Genomic DNA, 18,385 nt, shown 5'->3' with positions numbered 1-18,385 from the left:
TCCCTTCTTTGCTGGCTGTTCCACTGCTTGGATTAGGGTAACGCGAAGGCTACGTAGGCTGCGCCTTGAGGGCCTTTGGGGTTACGGGCGTTGCTCGTGGCGATGACGACGTACTGGCGGCCATCGATCATGTAGGTGGCGGGGGTAGCGTTGCCGGCGTAGGGGAGGTCTCCTTGCCAGAGGAGGGTGCCGGTGCGGCTGTCGAAGGCGCGGATGGTGTGGTCGAAGTTGGTGGCGGCGATGAAGACGATGCCGCCGGCGGTGACGATGGGGCCGCCGTAGTTTTCGGAGCCGGTGTTCGCGAGGCCTTTGGCGGCTAGCTCGGGATAGTTGCCGAGGGGGATCTTCCAGAGATATTTGCCGGTGTTGAGGTCGATGGCGTTGAGGGTGCCCCAGGGAGGTTGGACGGCGGGGTAGCCGTCGGGGTCGAGGAATTTGCGGTAGCCGGTGAAGCGGTACTTGGCGAGTCCGCCGGGTGGGGTGAGGGCGGACTCGACTTCTTTCTTGGAGGAGTTGTTGGAGGTGACGGCGGATTCGACCATGGGGGAGGCACTGTCGCCCAGGAAATGGAGGAGGGAGGCGGTGTCGGCGTCGGTGAGTTTTTGGAAGGACGGCATGCGGCCTTTGCCGTTGTGGATGTTGGCGAGGATCTGCTGGTCTGTGAGGCGGAGACGGACGCCGAGGAGGCCGGGGTAGTTGGAGGGTGCGCCGAGGAGGTCGTCGCCGTGGCAGATGGCGCAGTTTTTGTCGTAGATCTTTGCGCCGGCGATCTCGTTGCGGTTGACGGATTTGGGGGTGGGGGTTGCTGATCCGGCGATGTCGCCGGTTTTGAGGTATTCGAGGACGGCGGTTAGGCGGGCGGCTTCGACGTTGGGGAAGGAAGGCATGCGGCCCTTGCCGTTGTGGATGATCTCGGTGATCTGGGCATCGGAGAGACGCTTTTGCTCGTCGATGAGCGAGGGGAAGGCGGGGGGATTTCCTTTGCGGTCGCCTCCGTGGCAGATGGAGCATTGGCTTTGGTAGACGTTGGCGCCGAGGCTGCCGCCGGGTTTGTTTTCGGTGAGGCCGCCGGTCCAGACGATGTCGTTGGCGTTGATGTAGATGACGCCGGTTTTGATGTCGACTGCTGATCCGCCCCACTCGGCGCCGCCGTCGAAGCCGGGAAAGACTACGGTTTGCTTGTCGACGCTGAAGGGGACGAAGATGCCGTTGCTGATGAAGGTTTTGAACTGCTCGGCTGCCCATGCGTGAGCTTCGGGGGTGCGGGTGGTGAGCACGTCGGCGGTCAGGAGTTGGCGGGCGTAGGGGGCGGGGATGGATGGGACTGGCTGAGTGGGAGAGGCCTTTTCGCCGGGGGCGGTGGATGCGGGGAACGGCTTTTCTTCGATGGGGAAGAGCGGCTTGCCGGTGGTGCGGTCGAAGAGGAAGAGGTAGCCCTGTTTTGTGGTTTGGGCTATGGCGTCGACTTGTTTGCCGTGTGAGCGGACGGTGACGAGAGATGGAGGCGATGGGAAATCGCGGTCCCAGATGTCGTGATGGACGCCCTGGAAGTGCCAGAGGCGTTGGCCGGTGTTGGCGTCGAGTGCGAGAAGCGTGTTGGCGTAGAGGTCGTCGCCGATACGGTCGAAGCCGTAGAAGTCGTTGACGGCGGAGCCGGTGGGAACGTAGACGATGCCGCGCTTTTCGTCGAGGGCCATGCCTGCCCAGTTGTTGGCGGAGCCGGTCACCTTCCATGCGTCTTTGGGCCAGGTCTCGTAGCCGGGCTCGCCGGGGAGTGGAATAGTGTGGAAGATCCAGCGAAGCTTACCGGTGTGGACGTCGTAGGCGCGGATGTCACCGTGCAGCGCAGGCTCAGTCTCGGGCGCGCGGAAGCCGACGATGATCATGTCCTTGTAGATGAGGCCGGGAGTGGTGAGGGCGGCGAAGGATTGAGTGACGTCTTTTTCGTTGAGATCTTTGCGGAGATCGATCTTGCCGCCGTCGCCGAAGGAGGAGATGAGTTTTCCGGTTGCGGGGTTGATCGCGTAGAGATTGCTAAGGAGGCCGGCGAAGAGAATGCTCTGCGTTCCGTCGGTCCTGTAGCTGAGGCCGCGTGTGGGTTGGAGTCCCGGGGTGCCGGTGCTGAAGGTCCAGAGATTTTTTCCGGTAGCTGCGTCGAGTGCGATGACTTTTTGTGTGGGGGTGAAGCCGAAGAGGACTCGACCGACGATGAGCGGGTTGGTCTGAAGGCCGCCGGGCTCTTTGGTATCGAAGGTCCACGCAACTTTGAGTTTGTGGACGTTGGTGCGATCGATTTGATGAAGAGCGGAGTAACGATCGTCTGCGCTTTGACCGCCGTAGACTGGCCAGTCGGTCTGGATCGCAGTGTGTCTCGCCTGTGCGCTTGCTGCGGGGAGAATGTGTCCCGGGTTCACGAGGCTCAAGGCCAGGAAGCCTGCAATAAAAGCAGAGGCGAGCCTGTCTGTAACTACACCGCGCGTTTGTCTCTTCGTACTTTTCGCCAGGGCCATGAGCTAGTCCGCGTACTTGATGATTTGCATGAAGCCGTAGTCCATGTGGAGTTGCTGATGGCAGTGGATAAGTGAGTCGCCTGGGTTGTCTGCAATGAAGTCTACGGCAACGGTTTGGAGCGGCATCACATTAACGGTGTCTTTGATGAGACCGCTGAGGTGTTGATCTTCGATGCGTGTGACCTCGAAGCTGTGGCGATGCAAATGTATTGGGTGCTGGTCGCCGCTGGCGTTGCGGAAGACCATGCGATAGCGCTTGCCATGTTTGACCTTGAGGGGTTTTACGTTCGGCCATGCATCGCCGTTGATGGTCCAGGTGTCGAATTGAGAGCCGTTGAGTGCGCCCGCATCGCGGAAGGTGAGAGTGAAGGTTTCTTCTGGGTCAGGGACCGGATTGTTGGCGGCGAAGCGGGTGTAATCCCACTCTGTGGGCTGCGGGTCGCGCCATACCGGGTCGCCTGACTTGCCCGCGTACTCGATGACGACACCTAAGCCGATGTCGCGGCTTTCTTTCAACGTCGAACCCAAGACCCAGACGCCGGGCGAGTTCATCTCGACAAGCGCATCTACACGCTCGGCGACGGCAAGAGACAGAACCTCGACGGAGGTGGGGTTCGGGACGGGGTTGCCATCCATTGCGATGACCCTGAAAGTGTGGCCGGGAAGAGCGAGAACCACATTTTCGGTTGCGCTGGCGTTGAGGAGACGGAAGAGGACGCTCTCTCCTTGTTTGACGCGGATGGGTTCGCCTGCGCCGAGCATGTGCGCGTTGATGGTGGCGTGGGTGTAGCCGACGTCGGAGCCGGAGGTCTGCGGCATGTTCTGCGATTGTGTGCGCATGGTCTCGACCATGGGGACGAAGTGGGGTCCCCAGTGATGAATGGCGAGATTTATTTCCTTGTCGTGACGCCCGGGGTCGGGCTCACCGTCGATGAGGAGAAAACCGAACTGGCCGGTGTAGGCGGCGAGGGAGAGATCTCCCATGGCCATGGCGTGGGTGTGATACCAGCGGGTGCCGGAGGGATTGGGCGTGAGGTGATAGCGCAATGTTGCTCCTAGCGCGATTAATGGAGAGCCTTCTTCGACTGCGCCGTCATTGAGCGAATCGGTGGCGAGGCCGTGCCAGTGGACGAGGTCTTGGTTTTTCGTAGAGTTGGTGACGTCGATGGTGGTGGGCTTGCCTTTTTTCAGGCGAAGCAGGGGGCCAGGGATTTGGCCGTTGTACGCGATGGTTGAAATCTGCACGCCGTGGCCGATGTCCAGAGTGCAGGGCTCGATGCGCAGGCGAAGATCGGCGGCGTGGGCTGCTGGCGCTGGTGCCGCCAATGCTCGACCGTTTCGTGCGACGATCGCATTGGCCAGGGACGTGCCTGTTGCAACTAAGAAACTTCTCCGGTTCATTCGAACTCGCTGCGTGGTTGGGATCGTTCTATCGGTGTTTAAAAGTAATAAGCTTCAGGGGGTGGGTTGTCCAGAACATTGAACACGCGCAATCACTGCGGTGCGAAGATCGCGCATGTTTTCAGGATTGCAGAGACCATTCGTGCGAATATTGGATCACTGCCCACATATTTATTAGAAGGATCGTCCCTTGAGATCAATCGCCGCTTGTCTGGTTTCCGTTGCTTTGACGTCGTCGCTCTTTGCCCAGCCTACCCAGTTGCCTGATGCTGATAAGACGATTGCTCGTGACATCTTTCGAGAGTTGATTGAGACGAACACGACGGACTCGGTTGGGAGCACGACGGTCGCGTCGGATGCGATGCGGAAGCGGCTGCTGGATGCCGGTTTTGCGGAGTCGGATGTGGTGGTGATGGGGCCGAATGACAGGAAAGGCAATATGGTGGCGCGATATCGCGGGCGTGCGGGCTCGACGCTGAAACCAGTGCTGATTATCGGGCATATCGATGTGGTCGAAGCAAAGCGTTCGGACTGGACGACTGATCCGTTTCAGTTTGTCGAGAAGGATGGGTACTTTTACGGGCGCGGGACGCAGGATATGAAAGATAGCGATGCGGCTGCGGTTGAGAGCTTTATCAGAATGAAGCGTGAGGGATTTGTCCCTGATCGCGACATCATTCTGGCTTTGACTGCGGATGAAGAAGGAGGCAAGTCGAACGGCGTGGATTGGCTGCTGAAGAATCATCGCGAACTTGTCGATGCGGCGTTTGCGTTGAATCCTGATGCGGGTGGGCCTGAGTTGGAGAAGGGCAAGGCTGTGAGCATGGGGGTTGAGGCAACGGAAAAACTTTATGCCGACTATCGTGTGTCTGCGACAAACCCAGGAGGGCATAGTTCCCTGCCGCGGCCTGACAATGCGATTTATCAGGTTGCGGATGCGTTGGGCAGATTAGAGAAGGCGCAGTTCCCTTTGGAGACGAATGAGGTGACGCGCGCTTACTTTGCGAGTAGCGCGAAGACGAAAGAGGGACAGCTGGCGGGAGATCTGAAGGCTCTGTCGGACGCGGTGCCGAATGCAGAGGCTGCGCAGCGGTTGTCGAAGGACGCGATCTATAACTCGTTGCTGCATACGACCTGCGTAGCGACGATGATGTCGGCGGGACATGCGCCGAATGCATTGCCGGGAAGCGCGGTGGCAAACGTAAATTGCCGCATATTTCCTGGGCATTCGCAGGAGGAGATTCGACAGGAGCTGATTCGGATCTTTGCCGATCCGACGCTGAAGGTGCAGTATGTCGACAACAGTGGCGAGGTGTTTGAAAAGGGGTCTGATCGTAAGTCGATGGCGCCGCCGCCGCTGGATCCAGTGGTGTTTCGGCCGCTCGACGCTGTGGTGAAGGCGATGTGGCCTGGTATTCCGGTGATTCCTGAGATGGAGACAGGCGCTTCCGACAGCGTATACACGATGAGTGTGGGGATTCCGAGTTATGGCTTCTCGGGTATGGGTTTGGACCGCGACGATGTTCGTGCGCATGGGCGGGATGAACGTATTCGCGCCATCGATTTTTATACCGGAGTTGAGTTCGAGTATTTGTATCTGAAGGCGCTTACTTCGGAATAACTTTGTTCGTCTACTTTTTTCTAGGGCGTGACGGGAAGCCGGCGTGTCTGAGGAGCCAAGCCTCTTGTTGCCGATAGACGGGAGTCGAGAGAACCATGCTGGTGGTGGGCATTCCGTAGGGGAGAAGGCGTTCGATGAGGGGCTCGAGCTGGTCAATAGACGAGAGCCTGACTTTGATGAGGAAGGCTTCTCCGCCTGTGATGTGATGGCACTCCTGCACGGCATCGATGGTGGGGAGAAATTTTAGGAACGGGCGATAGTGGGTGTTGTCGCAGGTGAGGCGGATGAAGGCCATGACCGGATAACCGAAGGCTTTCTCGTCGAGCAGGGCGCGGTAGCCGAGGATGACCTTGTCGGCTTCGAGTTGGTGGATTCGTTCGGCCACGGCAGATGGCGAAAGACCGACCTTGCGGCCGAGTTCTGCGTAAGAGATTCTGGCGTCCTCGGCGAGCATACGCACGATGTTGTAGTCGATGGGGTCAAGATCTTTAGCCATAGATATCGCCTCTTTGCGTGTAGGTGCATGACGCTACCGAGGTATCAAGTGTAATACGTTTTTAGCTTGATGTTTTCATCTGAATAATGACGGGGATTTCAACGCTTCAACTGATTATTGCGTTGTTTTCCGATTGTTTCGCATGGCTTGCCTCGTCGTGCTCCTCTATCCTTGCTGATTATGGTTGAACTGAATGGAAGATCGTTGACGATTGATGAAGTTGTTCGAGTTGCACGAGGGGGCGAGTCTGCCTCGATTGCGGGGAGTGCTTTGGGGCGGATGAAGATCTCGCGCGGCAAGGTGGAAGAGGCGCTTCGTGGCGAGACCGCAGTCTATGCGCTGAACACGGGTGTTGGGCTGCTGGCGAATGTGCGGCTCGAGGCGGATGGGATTGAGCAGATGCAGTTGAATCTGGTGCGTTCGCACTGCTGTGGCGTGGGGGAGCCGCTGCCTGCGGACGTTGTTCGGGCGATGATGCTGATCAGGGCAAACATTCTTGCGATGGGATTGTCGGGGATTCGGCCCGTAGTTGCGGAGAGGCTGTGCGACCTGCTTAACTCGGGCATTACTCCGGTTGTGCCGATGCGTGGCAGCGTTGGCGCGAGTGGGGATCTGGCGCCGCTTGCGCATATGGCGCTGGTGTTGATTGGCGAGGGTGAGGCATTTCTGTCGGGGGAGCGGGGGGCGGCTGCGGAGTGCCTGCAGCGTGTTGGGCTGGAGCCGTTGAAGCTTCAGGCGAAGGAAGGGATCTCGCTGCTGAACGGGACGCAGGCGATGCTGGCGATCGGATGTTTACAGCTACATGATCTCAATGAGTTGTTTCAGTCAGCGCAGATTGCGGCGGCTCTGACTCTGCAGGCGTTGCGTGGCACGTCGGCGGCGTACGATGAACGGCTTCATGCGGCACGTCCGCATCCGGGGCAGGTTCATAGTGCGGCTTCGCTTCGTGAGTTGCTTGCGGGATCGACGCGGCATCGGTCGAGTACGAGCGTTCAGGACGCTTATTGTTTGCGCTGTGTTCCGCAGGTGCATGGAGCGGTGTGGGACTCGCTGCGTCAGGCGGAGAGGGTCTTCGCAATTGAGTTGAATAGTGCGACGGACAATCCTTTGCTGCTCGAGGATGACTTTGTTTCGGGCGGTAACTTTCATGGAGCTCCGCTTGCGCTGGTCTTGGACCAGTTGGCAATTGCGATGTGCCAGTTGGCTGGGATTTCGGAGCGCAGGACAGAGAGGCTGATGAATCCTAGTCTCAATGAAGGGCTCCCTGCGTTTCTGGCGACGAAGCCGGGGGTTGAGTCGGGATTGATGATGGCACAGGTGACCTCTGCCGCGCTGGTCGCCGAGATGCGGGTTCTGGCTACGCCGGCCTCTGCTTGTTCGATCCCAACGAGCGGGAACCAAGAGGACTTTGTGAGCATGGGAATGACGGCTGCTTTGAAGTTGATGCAATCGGTGACGCACTGCAGGATGGTGTTGGCGATTGAATGGCTGACCGCGACGCGTGCGCTCGACCTTCGCGGAGATCGTTCCGTGTCGCCTATGCTGGATGCAGCTCGCAGTGCATTTCGCGTTGCGTGTCCCGAGTGGGAGGGAGATTGCGTGTTGTCCGGAGTTATGGCTGATGCAGATGAGTTTCTTGCGAAGATCGAATGGGCGTCGGCCCTGAATGTGCCGGAGGTGGCGCACGCATGAGTCCCTATAGCCCGATTCGTGCACCACGCGGAAACACACGTACGGCGCAAGGCTGGATTCAGGAAGCGGCCAAACGTATGTTGATGAACAACCTCGATCCGGAGGTGGCGGAGAAGCCAGAGGAGTTGATTGTCTATGGTGGGCGCGGGAAGGCGGCTCGCAACTGGGAGGCTTACCATACGCTGGTCAACACGCTCGATCGGCTGAAGAATCATGAGACGATGCTGGTGCAGTCGGGAAAAGCGGTGGCAGTGCTCGAGACACACCCGCTGGCTCCGCGAGTCTTGATCGCCAATTCGAATCTTGTGCCGCACTGGGCGAACTGGAACGAGTTCGACAAGCTGGATCGTGCTGGGTTGATGATGTATGGACAGATGACTGCGGGTTCGTGGATCTACATTGGTACGCAGGGAATTCTTCAAGGAACGTACGAGACTTTTCTGGGTGCGGCGCAGAAATACTTCAACGGCTCTCTCAAAGGGACGATTACACTCACTGCCGGTCTGGGTGGCATGGGAGGCGCGCAGCCTCTTGCGGTAAAGCTGGCGGGCGGTGTCAGCATCTGTATTGAAGTGGACGAGAGCCGGATTCAGCGTCGCATCGCTACGCGATATCTGGATGAGGTAGCGAGTTCGCTCGAAGATGCGATTTCGCGAGCGACGGCGGCACGCAAAGAGGGCCGCGCTGTTTCGATCGGGCTGCTGGGAAATGCTGCTGCGATCCTGCCGCAGATTGTGCGGAGCGGTTTTGTGCCTGATGTAGTTACAGATCAAACGAGCGCGCATGACCCTCTGTATGGCTACTGGCCGGTTGCCAGGGAGGATGAGGACCTGGCGGCGCAACGGAGCCGTGAACCGGAGCGCTATCTGGAGCGGGTGCGCATGGATATTGCTCAGCACGTCCAGGCAATTCTGGAGTTACAGCGGCGTGGCGCAGTTTGCTTCGACTACGGCAACAATCTGCGTGCGCAGGCCAAAATCGCCGGTGTGGCCGATGCTTTTGACTATCCCGGATTTGTTCCTGCGTTTATTCGTGATTCTTTTTGCGAGGGGCGAGGACCTTTTCGATGGGTTGCGCTCTCGGGCGATCCTGCCGATATTGCGGCAACCGATGCGGCGCTGCTCAAGCTCTTCCCCGACGATGCACGGCTGAATCAATGGCTGCCATGGGCTGGAGAGCATGTTGCGTATCAAGGGTTGCCGGCGCGCATCTGCTGGTTGGGCTACAGGGAACGCGATCAAGCGGGTCTGCTGTTCAATCAGATGGTGCAGGATGGCCGGCTGAAGGCTCCGATTGTGATTGGTCGCGATCATCTGGATGCGGGTTCGGTTGCGAGTCCTTATCGCGAGACGGAGGCGATGCTGGATGGTTCGGACGCTGTGTCGGATTGGGCACTCCTCAACTTTGCTACGGGGATTGCCAGCGGAGCGGGTTGGATGAGCTTTCATCATGGGGGTGGCGTTGGCATGGGATACAGTCAGCACGCCGGGCTTGTCGCTGTGGCTGATGGCAGTGAAGAGGCGGAGCAGCGGTTGCGGCTGTGCCTAACGAATGATCCAGCTATGGGGGTGATTCGACATGCCGATGCGGGATACGAGAAGGCGCGTAGAGTTGCAGGTGAGCGCGGACTCGACATGCCGAGCATTCAGACAACGGACACCGCCGAGGCGAGATGAGCGAGTTGCTTTTGACTGGAATCTCTCAGGCTGTGACTCCATTTGGCATGGGACCGAAGCATGGGGCGGCGATGGGGCAACTGCGGATGATTCAGCAGGCAGCGATTGCTGTCGATGCGGGCGTGATCTCGTGGATTGGACCCGAGCGTGATTGGCGCGGCAATGCTGAGTCGGTCATCGATCTTGCGAATCGTGCGGTTGTTCCAGGGCTCATTGACCCTCACACTCATGCTATTTGGGCGGGTGATCGGCTGGCCGACTTTGAAGCCCGAAGCGCTGGTGCGACCTACGAAGAGATTCTCGCAGCAGGTGGAGGGATCTGGCATACGATTCGTGAGACCGCGAAGAAGAGCAGTGAGGAGATGGCAGCGCTGGCGTTGCCTCGTGTTCAGGCGCTGCAGCGTTCAGGCGCTACGACCATCGAGGTGAAGTCGGGGTACGGTTACACACTCGAAGCGGAGTTGCGGATGCTGGAGGCGGTTCGCTTGCTGCAGCAACAGACTCATTGTCAGTTGGTACCTACGTTGCTGATCCACCTCTGTCCTGTAGAGCGTGCTGAACGCGAGGCTTATCGCGAGATGGTTTGCGCTGAACTGATACCTGAGGTTGCTCGTCGCGGACTTGCGCACACGGTCGACATTTTCGTTGAGCATCACGCATGGAGCGCTGAGGACGCGAGGATCGTGCTGGGTTGCGCGAAGGCCGCGGGCTTGAGTATTAAGCTGCATACGGAGCAGTTTCAACGGGTTGGTGGGCTGGAGATGGGATTGGAGATGGAAGCGCTGAGTGTCGATCATCTTGAGGTGTGCTCGCTGGAGCAGTGTGAGCTGATCGCGAAATCGAAGACGATTGCGACGATCCTTCCGGGAGTGAGTCTTCACCTGGGTCTTCCGACTGCGCCGGGTCGTGCGCTCATCGATGCGGGGGCGGCCGTAGCACTCGGCACGGATCTGAATCCTGGTTCCAGTCCGCTCTTTTCTACTGCGGCAGCAATGGGCCTCGCAGTGAGGTTGAATGGACTGACTGCGCCTGAGGCGTTGAGCGCGTCGACGGTGAATGCAGCGGCGGCGCTTGGGTTGTCGAATGTGGGGCGGCTGGAGGTTGGGATGCAAGCGAATTTGCTTGTGCTTGAGAGTTCGGATTGGCGGGACCTTCCTTACACGCTCGGACATAATGTGGTTCGCGAGGTCTGGGTTGCCGGGCGAAAGCAGGCTGCATGAGTGTGTCGTATCAGCCTGAGCTCCTTTACGTCGACGGACGCTTTCGCAACGACTATGAATTGGTTGTGGGGGATGACGGAAGAATCGTTTCCGTTGGGCCGGTGGTGTCCATGAAGAATTTAGAAGGCGTGGGCGGGTCTGATGTTCGGCGGTTGCCGGGTCGCGCTTTGTTGCCTGGGATGATTGATATTCATTCGCACTCGTTTCAGCGTGCGCTGAGAGGTAAGGCGGAGTCGAGGCGTCGGAGCGGACCTGACTTCTGGTCGTGGCGCAACATCATGTACCGCTGTGCGCTCGCGCTGACACCGGAAGAGATCTACGATGTTGCACGAATGGCGTTTCTCGAGATGACGCTTGTGGGGATTACTACCGTTGGGGAGTTTCACTATCTTCATCGGACTCCGAAGGGTGAAGCTTATGCCGATCCTAACCTACTGGCGAAACAGGTGATTCGTGCGGCCGAGAGCGTAGGGACACGGATTGCTCTGCTTCGGTGTGCGTATGTTCGTGCGGGCTTTGAGCTTCCGCCCGATGCAGGGCAGATACGTTTTCTCGAACCGGATGCGGAGAGATTCCTGATTGATTCAGAGACTTTACGGAATGAGATTGCGAAGATGCCGGCAACTGTGAGCTTTGGTCTTGCGCCGCACAGTGTGCGGGCAGTTCCGCGGGAGTATCTGAAGACTATCTCGGCCTGGGCTCATACGCATGCGATGCCTTTGCACATGCATGTGGCTGAACAGCCTGCGGAGATTGAGGCTTGCGTCGCTGAGTATAAAGCGACGCCGTTTGAGTTTCTCGATCAGCTTGGCCTGATGACGCATGACTTCACCGCTATTCATGCGATCCATCTGCAGGACGGCGAGATCGAGCGGATGGGGCGCGGGAAGATTACGGTGGGTGCTTGTCCTACAACGGAACGCAATCTTGGGGACGGGATTCTCGCTGCGGACGAGTTGATTGATGCGGGTGTGTCGATCGCCCTTGGGACGGATAGCCACACGCAGACGGATGCGCTGGAAAATGCGCGGGAGCTGGAATCTAATCTGCGCCTGCGCCACCTGCAGCGGGCGGTTCTCGATGGCCGGCAGGGTGAGGCTTTGCCGGCTCTTCTGTTCGACTTTGCGACTCGCGCTGGGGCACGATCGCTTCATGTAGAAGCTGGTGCGCTGGAGGTGGGGAAGGCTGCTGATTTCTTTACGGTGGACCTGTCGGATTCTTCCATCGCGGGAAGTCTGCCGGATGAGCTGCTGACGAACGTGGTCTTCAGCATGTCCCCGCGGGCTGTTTGTGATGTTGTCGTCGATGGCAAGGTCGTCATTGATGAGAGGCGGCATGTGCTCGAGGGTGAGATCATCGAGGCGTTTCGACGAGTGCAGACGCGGTTAGGGACGGAGTTATGATTCTGGCCGGAACATTGCTTCGGGAGCTGGTGGCTATTCCGAGCGTCTCCAGCATGAGCAATCGGGCGGTCGTTGAATGGATTCAGAGGGCACTTGAACCGCTTGGGTGGCATCATCGACTGTTTCGGTATGAGGATGCGGCTGGCGTGGAGAAGTTGAACCTTATTGTGTCGCCGGAACCGATGAGCGATGGGCGGATCGAGGCGGAACTTGCGATTGTGTGTCATACCGACACGGTTCCTTTTAGCGCGGAGTGGATAGAGGCAACCGACCTTCACGAAAAAGATGGGATGCTGCATGGGTGTGGGGCTTGCGATGTGAAAGGTTTTCTTGCGTGTATGCTGGCGGCAGTAGCCGGGATTAAGACGGATGAGCTGAATAAGCGACTATGTCTGGTGTTTACCTCGGATGAAGAGGTGGGTTGCCGGGGAGCGCGGCACCTTCTTTCGTGCGATGCAATTCACGCGAGATACGCGATCGTTGGAGAACCTACCTCACTCGCTCCTGCACGGGCGGGCAAAGGCTATTGTCTTGCTTCGATCAAGGTTACAGGGAGGGCCGCTCACAGTGCGTTCCCTGAGGCTGGGCGATCTGCGATCTTTGCTGCAGCGCGATTGCTGCGAGAGATTGAAGCACTGGCGCAGGAGCTAGTGCAGGATCGGAACTATGCCTTCTCGCCACCGTGGACGACCTTGAATGTTGGAGAGGTTCACGGAGGGACGGCCAAGAATGTTGTGCCGGCGGAGTGTTCCTTTTTATTGGAGTGGAGGCCCATTCCGACTCAGCGCCCGGAGGTTGTTCTTGAGCGGTTGCGAGGGATCATTGATCGGATGAAGGCAGAGGAGAGCCAGGAAGGAATTGAAATACAGGTTGAGGTCTTGAGGACGGATGAAGGGTTCGAGACCGGGGTCGATAGCGCTGTGATTCGTTCCGTTATGAGGGGATCCGATTCCGAAATCAAGACGATTGCCTTCGGGACCGAGGCTCCATGGCTGGCTCGAATGGGAGCTGAGGCTGTTGTGATTGGGCCGGGATCGATGCTCACCGCTCATAGTCCGCGGGAGTGTGTCCCGATCGCTGAACTTGACGCATGTGTGACGATGCTGCGCCGGGCCATTGGAGAGCTTTGCGGCTGAAAACAGAGCGTTGAGCCCGCTTGTGGATTCCTGAAGAGCTACGGGACTGCCTGAAGTAAAGCGGGACGTGTGGTGGCTACGTTTACTATCAGCTCGCCGAATAACGAGTTTGCCCAGGCGAACCAGCTTCTCGTGAATTTTGTGGCGTCGTCGCGATTGAAGCTCTCGTGCATGAAGCCTGATCCGGCGCTGGCATGTTTCAGCATGGCGAGGGCGTGAGCGATCTCTTTGTCCGATTGGCTTGTGAGTGCGTAGGTGGTGATGGCCATGGGCCAGATCATGTCTTTGCCTTCGTGAGGGCCACCGATTCCCTCACCTGCGCTTCCCTGAAAGAACCACGGATTGCGTTCGCTCCATACAAAACTTCTGGTGCGGGCGTAGAGAGCCTGATCGGGTGAACTTTGGATGTACGGAAGCGCGAGCAGACTTGGAATGTTGGCATCGTCCATCAAGAGCTGGCTACCGTAGCCGTCTACCTCGTAAGCCCAGATTGTGCCTTGGGGAGTTTGTGCCACGGCGTGTTTTTGCAACGCCTTGGCTACCTCAGATGATAAGGCGGTGGTTTCGTTTGCGAGAGCTGAATCGTGCAGAATCTCGTTGGCCATCTGCGCGACGTAGCCGAGGGTTGTGACGGCGAAGAGGTTGGATGGGACGAGGAACGGGAAGGTGCAGGCGTCATCTGACGGTCGGAAACCAGATGCGATGAGACCTACAGGCTGCACCGGAGCGCCGTATCCGCTGCAGGGCAATGTCTCGGTCGCGATCTTTGAGATTCGCTGGAAGTGGTAGGGTCCGAGACCTTGCTTCCGCTGTTGAACGCGCATAGTTTGGACTGCGAGCGTCATCGCGGAGCGCCAGGTCTCGTCGAAGGGAGAGGTATCTCCTGTTGCGCGCCAGTACCCGTAAGAGAGGCGCATTGGGTAGCAGAGCGAGTCAAGTTCCCACTTTCGCTCGCCTACGCCGCGCTTCATGTCGGTCGCGTCGGTCCTGCTCCACTCGAGCGGAGGTGCGTCGAGGTCGGCCATGAAGGCGTTTGCGTATGGGTCGATGAGGATGCACCTCGCTTGGCGACGAATGACGCCTTCGAGCATTCGGCGGAGTGCCACGTCTTTGGCAGCCAGCGGGAGATAGGGCCACACCTGAGCGGAAGAGTCGCGCAGCCACATCGCGGGAATATCGCCTGTGATGACTGCCGTGTCTGGTTTGCCTTCGAACGAGCCGAACTCGATGGTGGTATCCAGCGTGTTTGGGTAGCAGTTTTGAAAGAGCCACGCCAGTTCGGGGCCGCCGATTTTGCTGCTTACGTTTGTAAGGTAGGCTTCAACGGCTGTGCTGCGAAATTTTCTGTCCTGAGTGGCAGGGCGTTTGGAGGTGAAAGCAGGTGGCGCAGTGGTGGCCAAAGCTGTCGAAGGCCGTAGGGTGAGGGAGGCTGCGGCTCCTGCTGTCACTCGCAGCATCTCGCGGCGGCTGATTTCTTTATATGTCATTTTTGATCGACTGATTCTTGGATAATATAGGTGATCGAAGATACCGTGAGATCTAATATTTCACGAGGATGACTTTTTGATCGATAATTCGTCAATATTTTGATCATTACGTTCGATTCGGTTTAGTCTACGTCAATACACTGTTGCGAAGGCAGATACCGTCTGAGCAACTTCCACCTTTTGTGTTTGTGATTCAGTATCCACGGAGCTTCAGTGATTTCAAGAAGAACATTCCTCGGCGGCGTCTCGGCTGCCTGTGCGGTTAGTGCGACGGAGACAAGCGCATTCGGCAAAATCATTCCCGGTTCCAAAGCCACGAGTACCACGTTCGATGCGGCGTCGCTGGTTGATATCAGAATCGGGACCGGTGGGCATGGGCATACGTTTCCGGGAGCCACGGTGCCATTCGGTGCGGTTCAACTCAGTCCGGACACCTTCAACGATCAATGGGACTGGTGCTCGGGTTATCACATCTCAGACACCTCGATTATGGGCTTTAGCCACACCCATCTGAGCGGCACGGGTTGCGGGGATCTGCTCGATTTTCTTGTGATGCCCGGGACCGGTGAGTCGAAGATTGTGCCCGGTCCACGGAGTAATCCTGACGAGGGCTATAGGTCGCGGTTTGACCATGCGGACGAGCATGCCGAGCCTGGCTTCTATTCTGTGCTGCTGAAGGATTATGGGGTTCGCGCTGAGCTGACTGCGACGGAGCGCACGGGATTGCATCGTTACAGTTTTCCGGTTGGGGCGGATGCTCCGAAGTCTGGTCATATTATTGTCGACCTTGAACACAGTTACGCCTATAACGGGCAATCGGCCGTGGTCACGTCTTCGCTTGAGCGCACCGCACCGGATACGCTGGCTGGGGGGCGCACCACGAAGGCCTGGGGTGATGGGCGGCAGATCTACTTCACGATGAAGTTTTCTCAGCAGCCGACTCGGGTTGTCTTTTATCGGGAGGGGGTTGAAGTTCCGGCGGGGACACAGCCGCTGACGGGTAAATCACTGAAGTGCGTTCTGTTTTTCGATACGGCGAAGGATCCGGTGGTTTTGGTGAAGACTGGGATCTCCGGAGTGAGCGCTAAGTCAGCTGCGAACAATCTGAAAGTAGAGCTTCCGGGATGGGACTTCGAAAAAGTTCGCCGCGACGCACGCGAGAAGTGGAATCAACAACTCTCTCGCATCAGGATCAAGACGGAGCATGAGACGCATCAGAAAATTTTTTATGCGGCGCTATATCACGCTTGCGTTGGACCTTCGCTGTTCGATGATGCCGACGGGAGCTATCGCGGGATGGATAAACAAATCCATCAACTACAGAACGGCCAGCGGAACTATACCGCGTTTTCGCTGTGGGATACCTATCGCGCCGCTCATCCTCTGTATACGCTGATCGCGACGGATCGGGTGCCGGACTTTGCAAATGCTTTGATCCGCATGGCGGAAGAAAGTCCCGCCGGAATGCCGGTTTGGCCGCTGCAGGGCTGTGAGACCGGGACGATGACGGGCTATCACTCAGCCGCTGTGATCGCTGAGGCTTGCAATAAAGGCATCCCAGGTGTGGATTATGAACGCGCTTATAAGGTGATGATGAAACGTGCGATGGTGGATGACTATCGCGGTCTGGGTTATTACCGTTCGAAAGGCTACATCCCGTGCGATCTCGAAGAGGAGTCAGTCAGCAAGACGTTCGAGTATTGCTATGATGACTGGTCAATTGCGCACGTCGCGAAGAAGCTTGGCCATGCAGATGACGCGACGATGCTGGTTGAGCGCTCGCGCAACTATCGCAACTACTACGACCGCTCAATAAACTTTGCGCGGCCTAAGCTGGCGAATGGGGAATGGGCTGGGCCCTTCGATCCGATCGAGATGGGAACGACGAAGAAGTGGCGCGACTTTACTGAGTCGAACTCATGGCAGACTACGTTCGGGATTCAGCATGATGCGGCAGGGTTGATTGAAATACTCGGAGGACAGAAGCAGTTTCTCGAGAAGCTCGATGAGTTGTTCGATCAACCTTCGACACTGCCTGCAGATGCTCCGCCGGATATTGCGGGCCTAGTGGGCCAGTATGCGCACGGTAATGAGCCATCGCATCATATCGCCTATCTTTATTCGTATGCTGGCCAGCCGCACAAGACACAGGCACGGGTGCGTATGCTGATGGAGAAGATGTATGCCGCGCTTCCGGATGGATTGCAGGGCAACGAAGATGTGGGCCAGATGTCATCCTGGTACATTCTAAGTTCCCTGGGCTTTTATTCTGTTGACCCGGTGAGCGGCAACTATGTCTTCGGCACGCCGTTGTTCGATCAAGTGAGTGTGCAACTGGGCAAGGGCAAGCAGCTTGAGATTGTGGCGCGTCGCCATTCGCCGACAGATCAATACATTCAGTCCGTGACCTTCAATGGGAAACCGTATACAAAATCCTGGTTCAATCATCTGGATATTGTGAACGGGGCACGCATCGTCTTCGAGATGGGGGACAAGCCGAATCTCGCGTTTGGATCCCAACCAGCAGATGTGCCGCCATCTCTGACGCTTGAGAGCGCTTAATTTTATCAATCTTGTTCCAGCCCATTTGATGAGGCCTTGATGACGAAACTTCTGCTCTGCCTTCTTTTTATTGTGCCAACGGTTTTGGCACAGCCCAAGACGCTGTTCTACATGACTGATCATCCGGATTCGGTTCGCGATTTCATGGAGCATCAGACCAAGGTCGATATCATCGTCCCAACGTGGTACGGGGTGGATTCGAATGGACTGGTGTACGGCGAGCCAGATCCAGCTGTTATGCGCGTTGTGAAGCAGCGGCACATCGCTTCGTTTCCCATCATCGCTATCTTCGATAAGACCGGCGTCCACTCGTTGCTGACGAGCGATAAGGCACAGACGGCATTGATCGCATCGTTGATCTCTGAGTGCAAGCAGAATGGCTATGATGGCTTCCAGCTTGATTTCGAGAATATTTTGTGGACCGACCGTGATGCTCTGTCGGCAACTGTAAAACGCATCGCAGATGCCATGCACGGGGAACACCTGCAACTGCAGATTGCGGTAGTTCCCAACGCCCCCGGGCACCCGGGGCATAGCGCGTTCAGCAAATGGATCTTCGCGGACTGGCGTGGAGTGTTCGACCTAAAGGCGCTTAGTGACTCCGTCGATCTGATCTGCCTGATGACTTATGACCAACACACGCGATGGACTACACCTGGGCCAGTTGGGGGATGGGTGTGGACCAATGAGAACCTTGACTATGCGCTGAAGGTAGTACCGAGGGAGAAGTTGTCGCTCGGTATCGCACTCTATGGCTATCACTGGTATGCGGGTGATCCGGGGCTGAACGAGAAGGAACAGAAACCTAACATCACGGCGGATTACATTAGCGCGGCCGACGTACAGACACTCCGTGATACCTACGACGGCCATGAACAGTGGGATCCCGTGGATCACTCGGCTTATTTCTTCTTTTATCGGGACCAGATGCGCGAGTGGATCTTTTACACTGAAAAGCGCGGATTTTCCGATCGCTACAATCTGGCGAAGGAACAGCATCTACAGGGTATTTGTGCGTGGGTTCTCGGTCAGGAAGACAATGCTATTTGGAGTGTCCTGCCAGAGCGGCGATAACAATGAGTTCGGTATCGGTTAACTACTGCCGACACTTCCCTGTTCGTGTCCGCGATCTTCTAGATTTTCTTCCGACGAGGAGATTGATGTTGTTCTCTTCGTCGAAA

General features: G+C 57.4%; 12 protein-coding genes. 8 read left to right on the top strand and 4 right to left on the bottom strand.

The window, feature by feature from the left end:
• Positions 1 to 32 precede the first annotated feature (32 nt).
• Together RBB77_RS07040 and RBB77_RS07035 are read right to left on the bottom strand one after the other, a co-directional pair.
• Complete coding sequence (locus tag RBB77_RS07040) at positions 33 to 2,510, bottom strand: c-type cytochrome (RefSeq protein WP_353065930.1); 2,478 nt, start codon at positions 2,508 to 2,510, stop codon at positions 33 to 35.
• Positions 2,511 to 2,513: 3 nt separating this feature from the next.
• Positions 2,514 to 3,911, bottom strand: a complete 1,398-nt coding sequence (locus RBB77_RS07035) for a multicopper oxidase family protein (RefSeq protein WP_353065928.1) — start codon at positions 3,909 to 3,911, stop codon at positions 2,514 to 2,516.
• 190 nt (positions 3,912 to 4,101) lie between these two features.
• Here RBB77_RS07035 and RBB77_RS07030 point away from each other — a divergent pair, with 190 nt between their 5' ends.
• The gene (locus RBB77_RS07030) at positions 4,102 to 5,532 is read left to right on the top strand and encodes a M20/M25/M40 family metallo-hydrolase (RefSeq protein WP_353065926.1); all 1,431 of its coding nucleotides are present in this window, start codon (positions 4,102 to 4,104) and stop codon (positions 5,530 to 5,532) included.
• 10 nt (positions 5,533 to 5,542) lie between these two features.
• Here the strand turns inward: RBB77_RS07030 and RBB77_RS07025 are convergent, their stop codons facing one another.
• Positions 5,543 to 6,028: an Lrp/AsnC family transcriptional regulator gene (locus tag RBB77_RS07025; RefSeq protein WP_353065924.1), complete on the bottom strand. Its 486-nt coding sequence runs from the start codon at positions 6,026 to 6,028 to the stop codon at positions 5,543 to 5,545.
• Positions 6,029 to 6,208: 180 nt separating this feature from the next.
• Between RBB77_RS07025 and hutH the strand changes: the two genes are divergently transcribed.
• Genes hutH through argE form a run of 5 tightly spaced genes read left to right on the top strand, consistent with a single transcriptional unit; the run spans position 6,209 to position 13,155 of the window.
• The gene (gene hutH, locus RBB77_RS07020) at positions 6,209 to 7,720 is read left to right on the top strand and encodes a histidine ammonia-lyase (protein ID WP_353065922.1); all 1,512 of its coding nucleotides are present in this window, start codon (positions 6,209 to 6,211) and stop codon (positions 7,718 to 7,720) included.
• Positions 7,717 to 9,396: a urocanate hydratase gene (hutU, locus tag RBB77_RS07015; protein ID WP_353065920.1), complete on the top strand. Its 1,680-nt coding sequence runs from the start codon at positions 7,717 to 7,719 to the stop codon at positions 9,394 to 9,396. Before hutH ends, hutU begins: the two co-directional genes overlap by 4 nt.
• Positions 9,393 to 10,616, top strand: a complete 1,224-nt coding sequence (hutI, locus tag RBB77_RS07010; RefSeq protein WP_353065918.1) for an imidazolonepropionase — start codon at positions 9,393 to 9,395, stop codon at positions 10,614 to 10,616. Before hutU ends, hutI begins: the two co-directional genes overlap by 4 nt.
• Positions 10,613 to 12,019, top strand: coding sequence for a formimidoylglutamate deiminase (locus tag RBB77_RS07005; protein WP_353065915.1), 1,407 nt, complete (start codon positions 10,613 to 10,615; stop codon positions 12,017 to 12,019). The genes hutI and RBB77_RS07005 overlap by 4 nt, the downstream gene beginning before the upstream one ends.
• Positions 12,016 to 13,155, top strand: a complete 1,140-nt coding sequence (gene argE / locus RBB77_RS07000; RefSeq protein WP_353065913.1) for an acetylornithine deacetylase — start codon at positions 12,016 to 12,018, stop codon at positions 13,153 to 13,155. Before RBB77_RS07005 ends, argE begins: the two co-directional genes overlap by 4 nt.
• Positions 13,156 to 13,193: 38 nt before the next feature.
• Here argE and RBB77_RS06995 read toward each other — a convergent pair whose 3' ends face one another.
• Entirely contained in the window at positions 13,194 to 14,642 is a 1,449-nt protein-coding gene (locus tag RBB77_RS06995) for a glycoside hydrolase family 125 protein (protein ID WP_353065911.1), read from the bottom strand.
• Positions 14,643 to 14,855: 213 nt separating this feature from the next.
• On the opposite strand from RBB77_RS06995, the gene RBB77_RS06990 reads away from it, so the two are divergent.
• Together RBB77_RS06990 and RBB77_RS06985 are read left to right on the top strand one after the other, a co-directional pair.
• Complete coding sequence (locus RBB77_RS06990) at positions 14,856 to 17,204, top strand: GH92 family glycosyl hydrolase (protein ID WP_353065909.1); 2,349 nt, start codon at positions 14,856 to 14,858, stop codon at positions 17,202 to 17,204.
• Between the two features lie 39 nt (positions 17,205 to 17,243).
• A complete protein-coding gene (locus RBB77_RS06985; protein ID WP_353065907.1) occupies positions 17,244 to 18,278 on the top strand; it encodes a glycosyl hydrolase family 18 protein in 1,035 nt (344 codons plus the stop codon).
• Positions 18,279 to 18,385: the final 107 nt, after the last annotated feature.

This window comes from Tunturibacter psychrotolerans, assembly GCF_040359615.1.
GTDB lineage: Bacteria > Acidobacteriota > Terriglobia > Terriglobales > Acidobacteriaceae > Edaphobacter > Edaphobacter psychrotolerans.
The sequence above is the reverse complement of the archived record's forward strand: the minus strand, read 5'-3'. Positions and strand labels throughout refer to the sequence as shown.

Bases quoted from the DNA above. Each gene is read 5' to 3' on its own strand.
- RBB77_RS07040 (WP_353065930.1), bottom strand. From the start codon at position 2,510: ATGGCCCTGGCGAAAAGTACGAAGAGACAAACGCGCGGTGTAGTTACA.
- RBB77_RS07035 (WP_353065928.1), bottom strand. From the start codon at position 3,911: ATGAACCGGAGAAGTTTCTTAGTTGCAACAGGCACGTCCCTGGCCAAT.
- RBB77_RS07025 (WP_353065924.1), bottom strand. From the start codon at position 6,028: ATGGCTAAAGATCTTGACCCCATCGACTACAACATCGTGCGTATGCTC.
- hutH (WP_353065922.1), top strand. From the start codon at position 6,209: ATGGTTGAACTGAATGGAAGATCGTTGACGATTGATGAAGTTGTTCGA.
- hutU (WP_353065920.1), top strand. From the start codon at position 7,717: ATGAGTCCCTATAGCCCGATTCGTGCACCACGCGGAAACACACGTACG.
- hutI (WP_353065918.1), top strand. From the start codon at position 9,393: ATGAGCGAGTTGCTTTTGACTGGAATCTCTCAGGCTGTGACTCCATTT.
- RBB77_RS07005 (WP_353065915.1), top strand. From the start codon at position 10,613: ATGAGTGTGTCGTATCAGCCTGAGCTCCTTTACGTCGACGGACGCTTT.
- argE (WP_353065913.1), top strand. From the start codon at position 12,016: ATGATTCTGGCCGGAACATTGCTTCGGGAGCTGGTGGCTATTCCGAGC.
- RBB77_RS06995 (WP_353065911.1), bottom strand. From the start codon at position 14,642: ATGACATATAAAGAAATCAGCCGCCGCGAGATGCTGCGAGTGACAGCA.
- RBB77_RS06985 (WP_353065907.1), top strand. From the start codon at position 17,244: ATGACGAAACTTCTGCTCTGCCTTCTTTTTATTGTGCCAACGGTTTTG.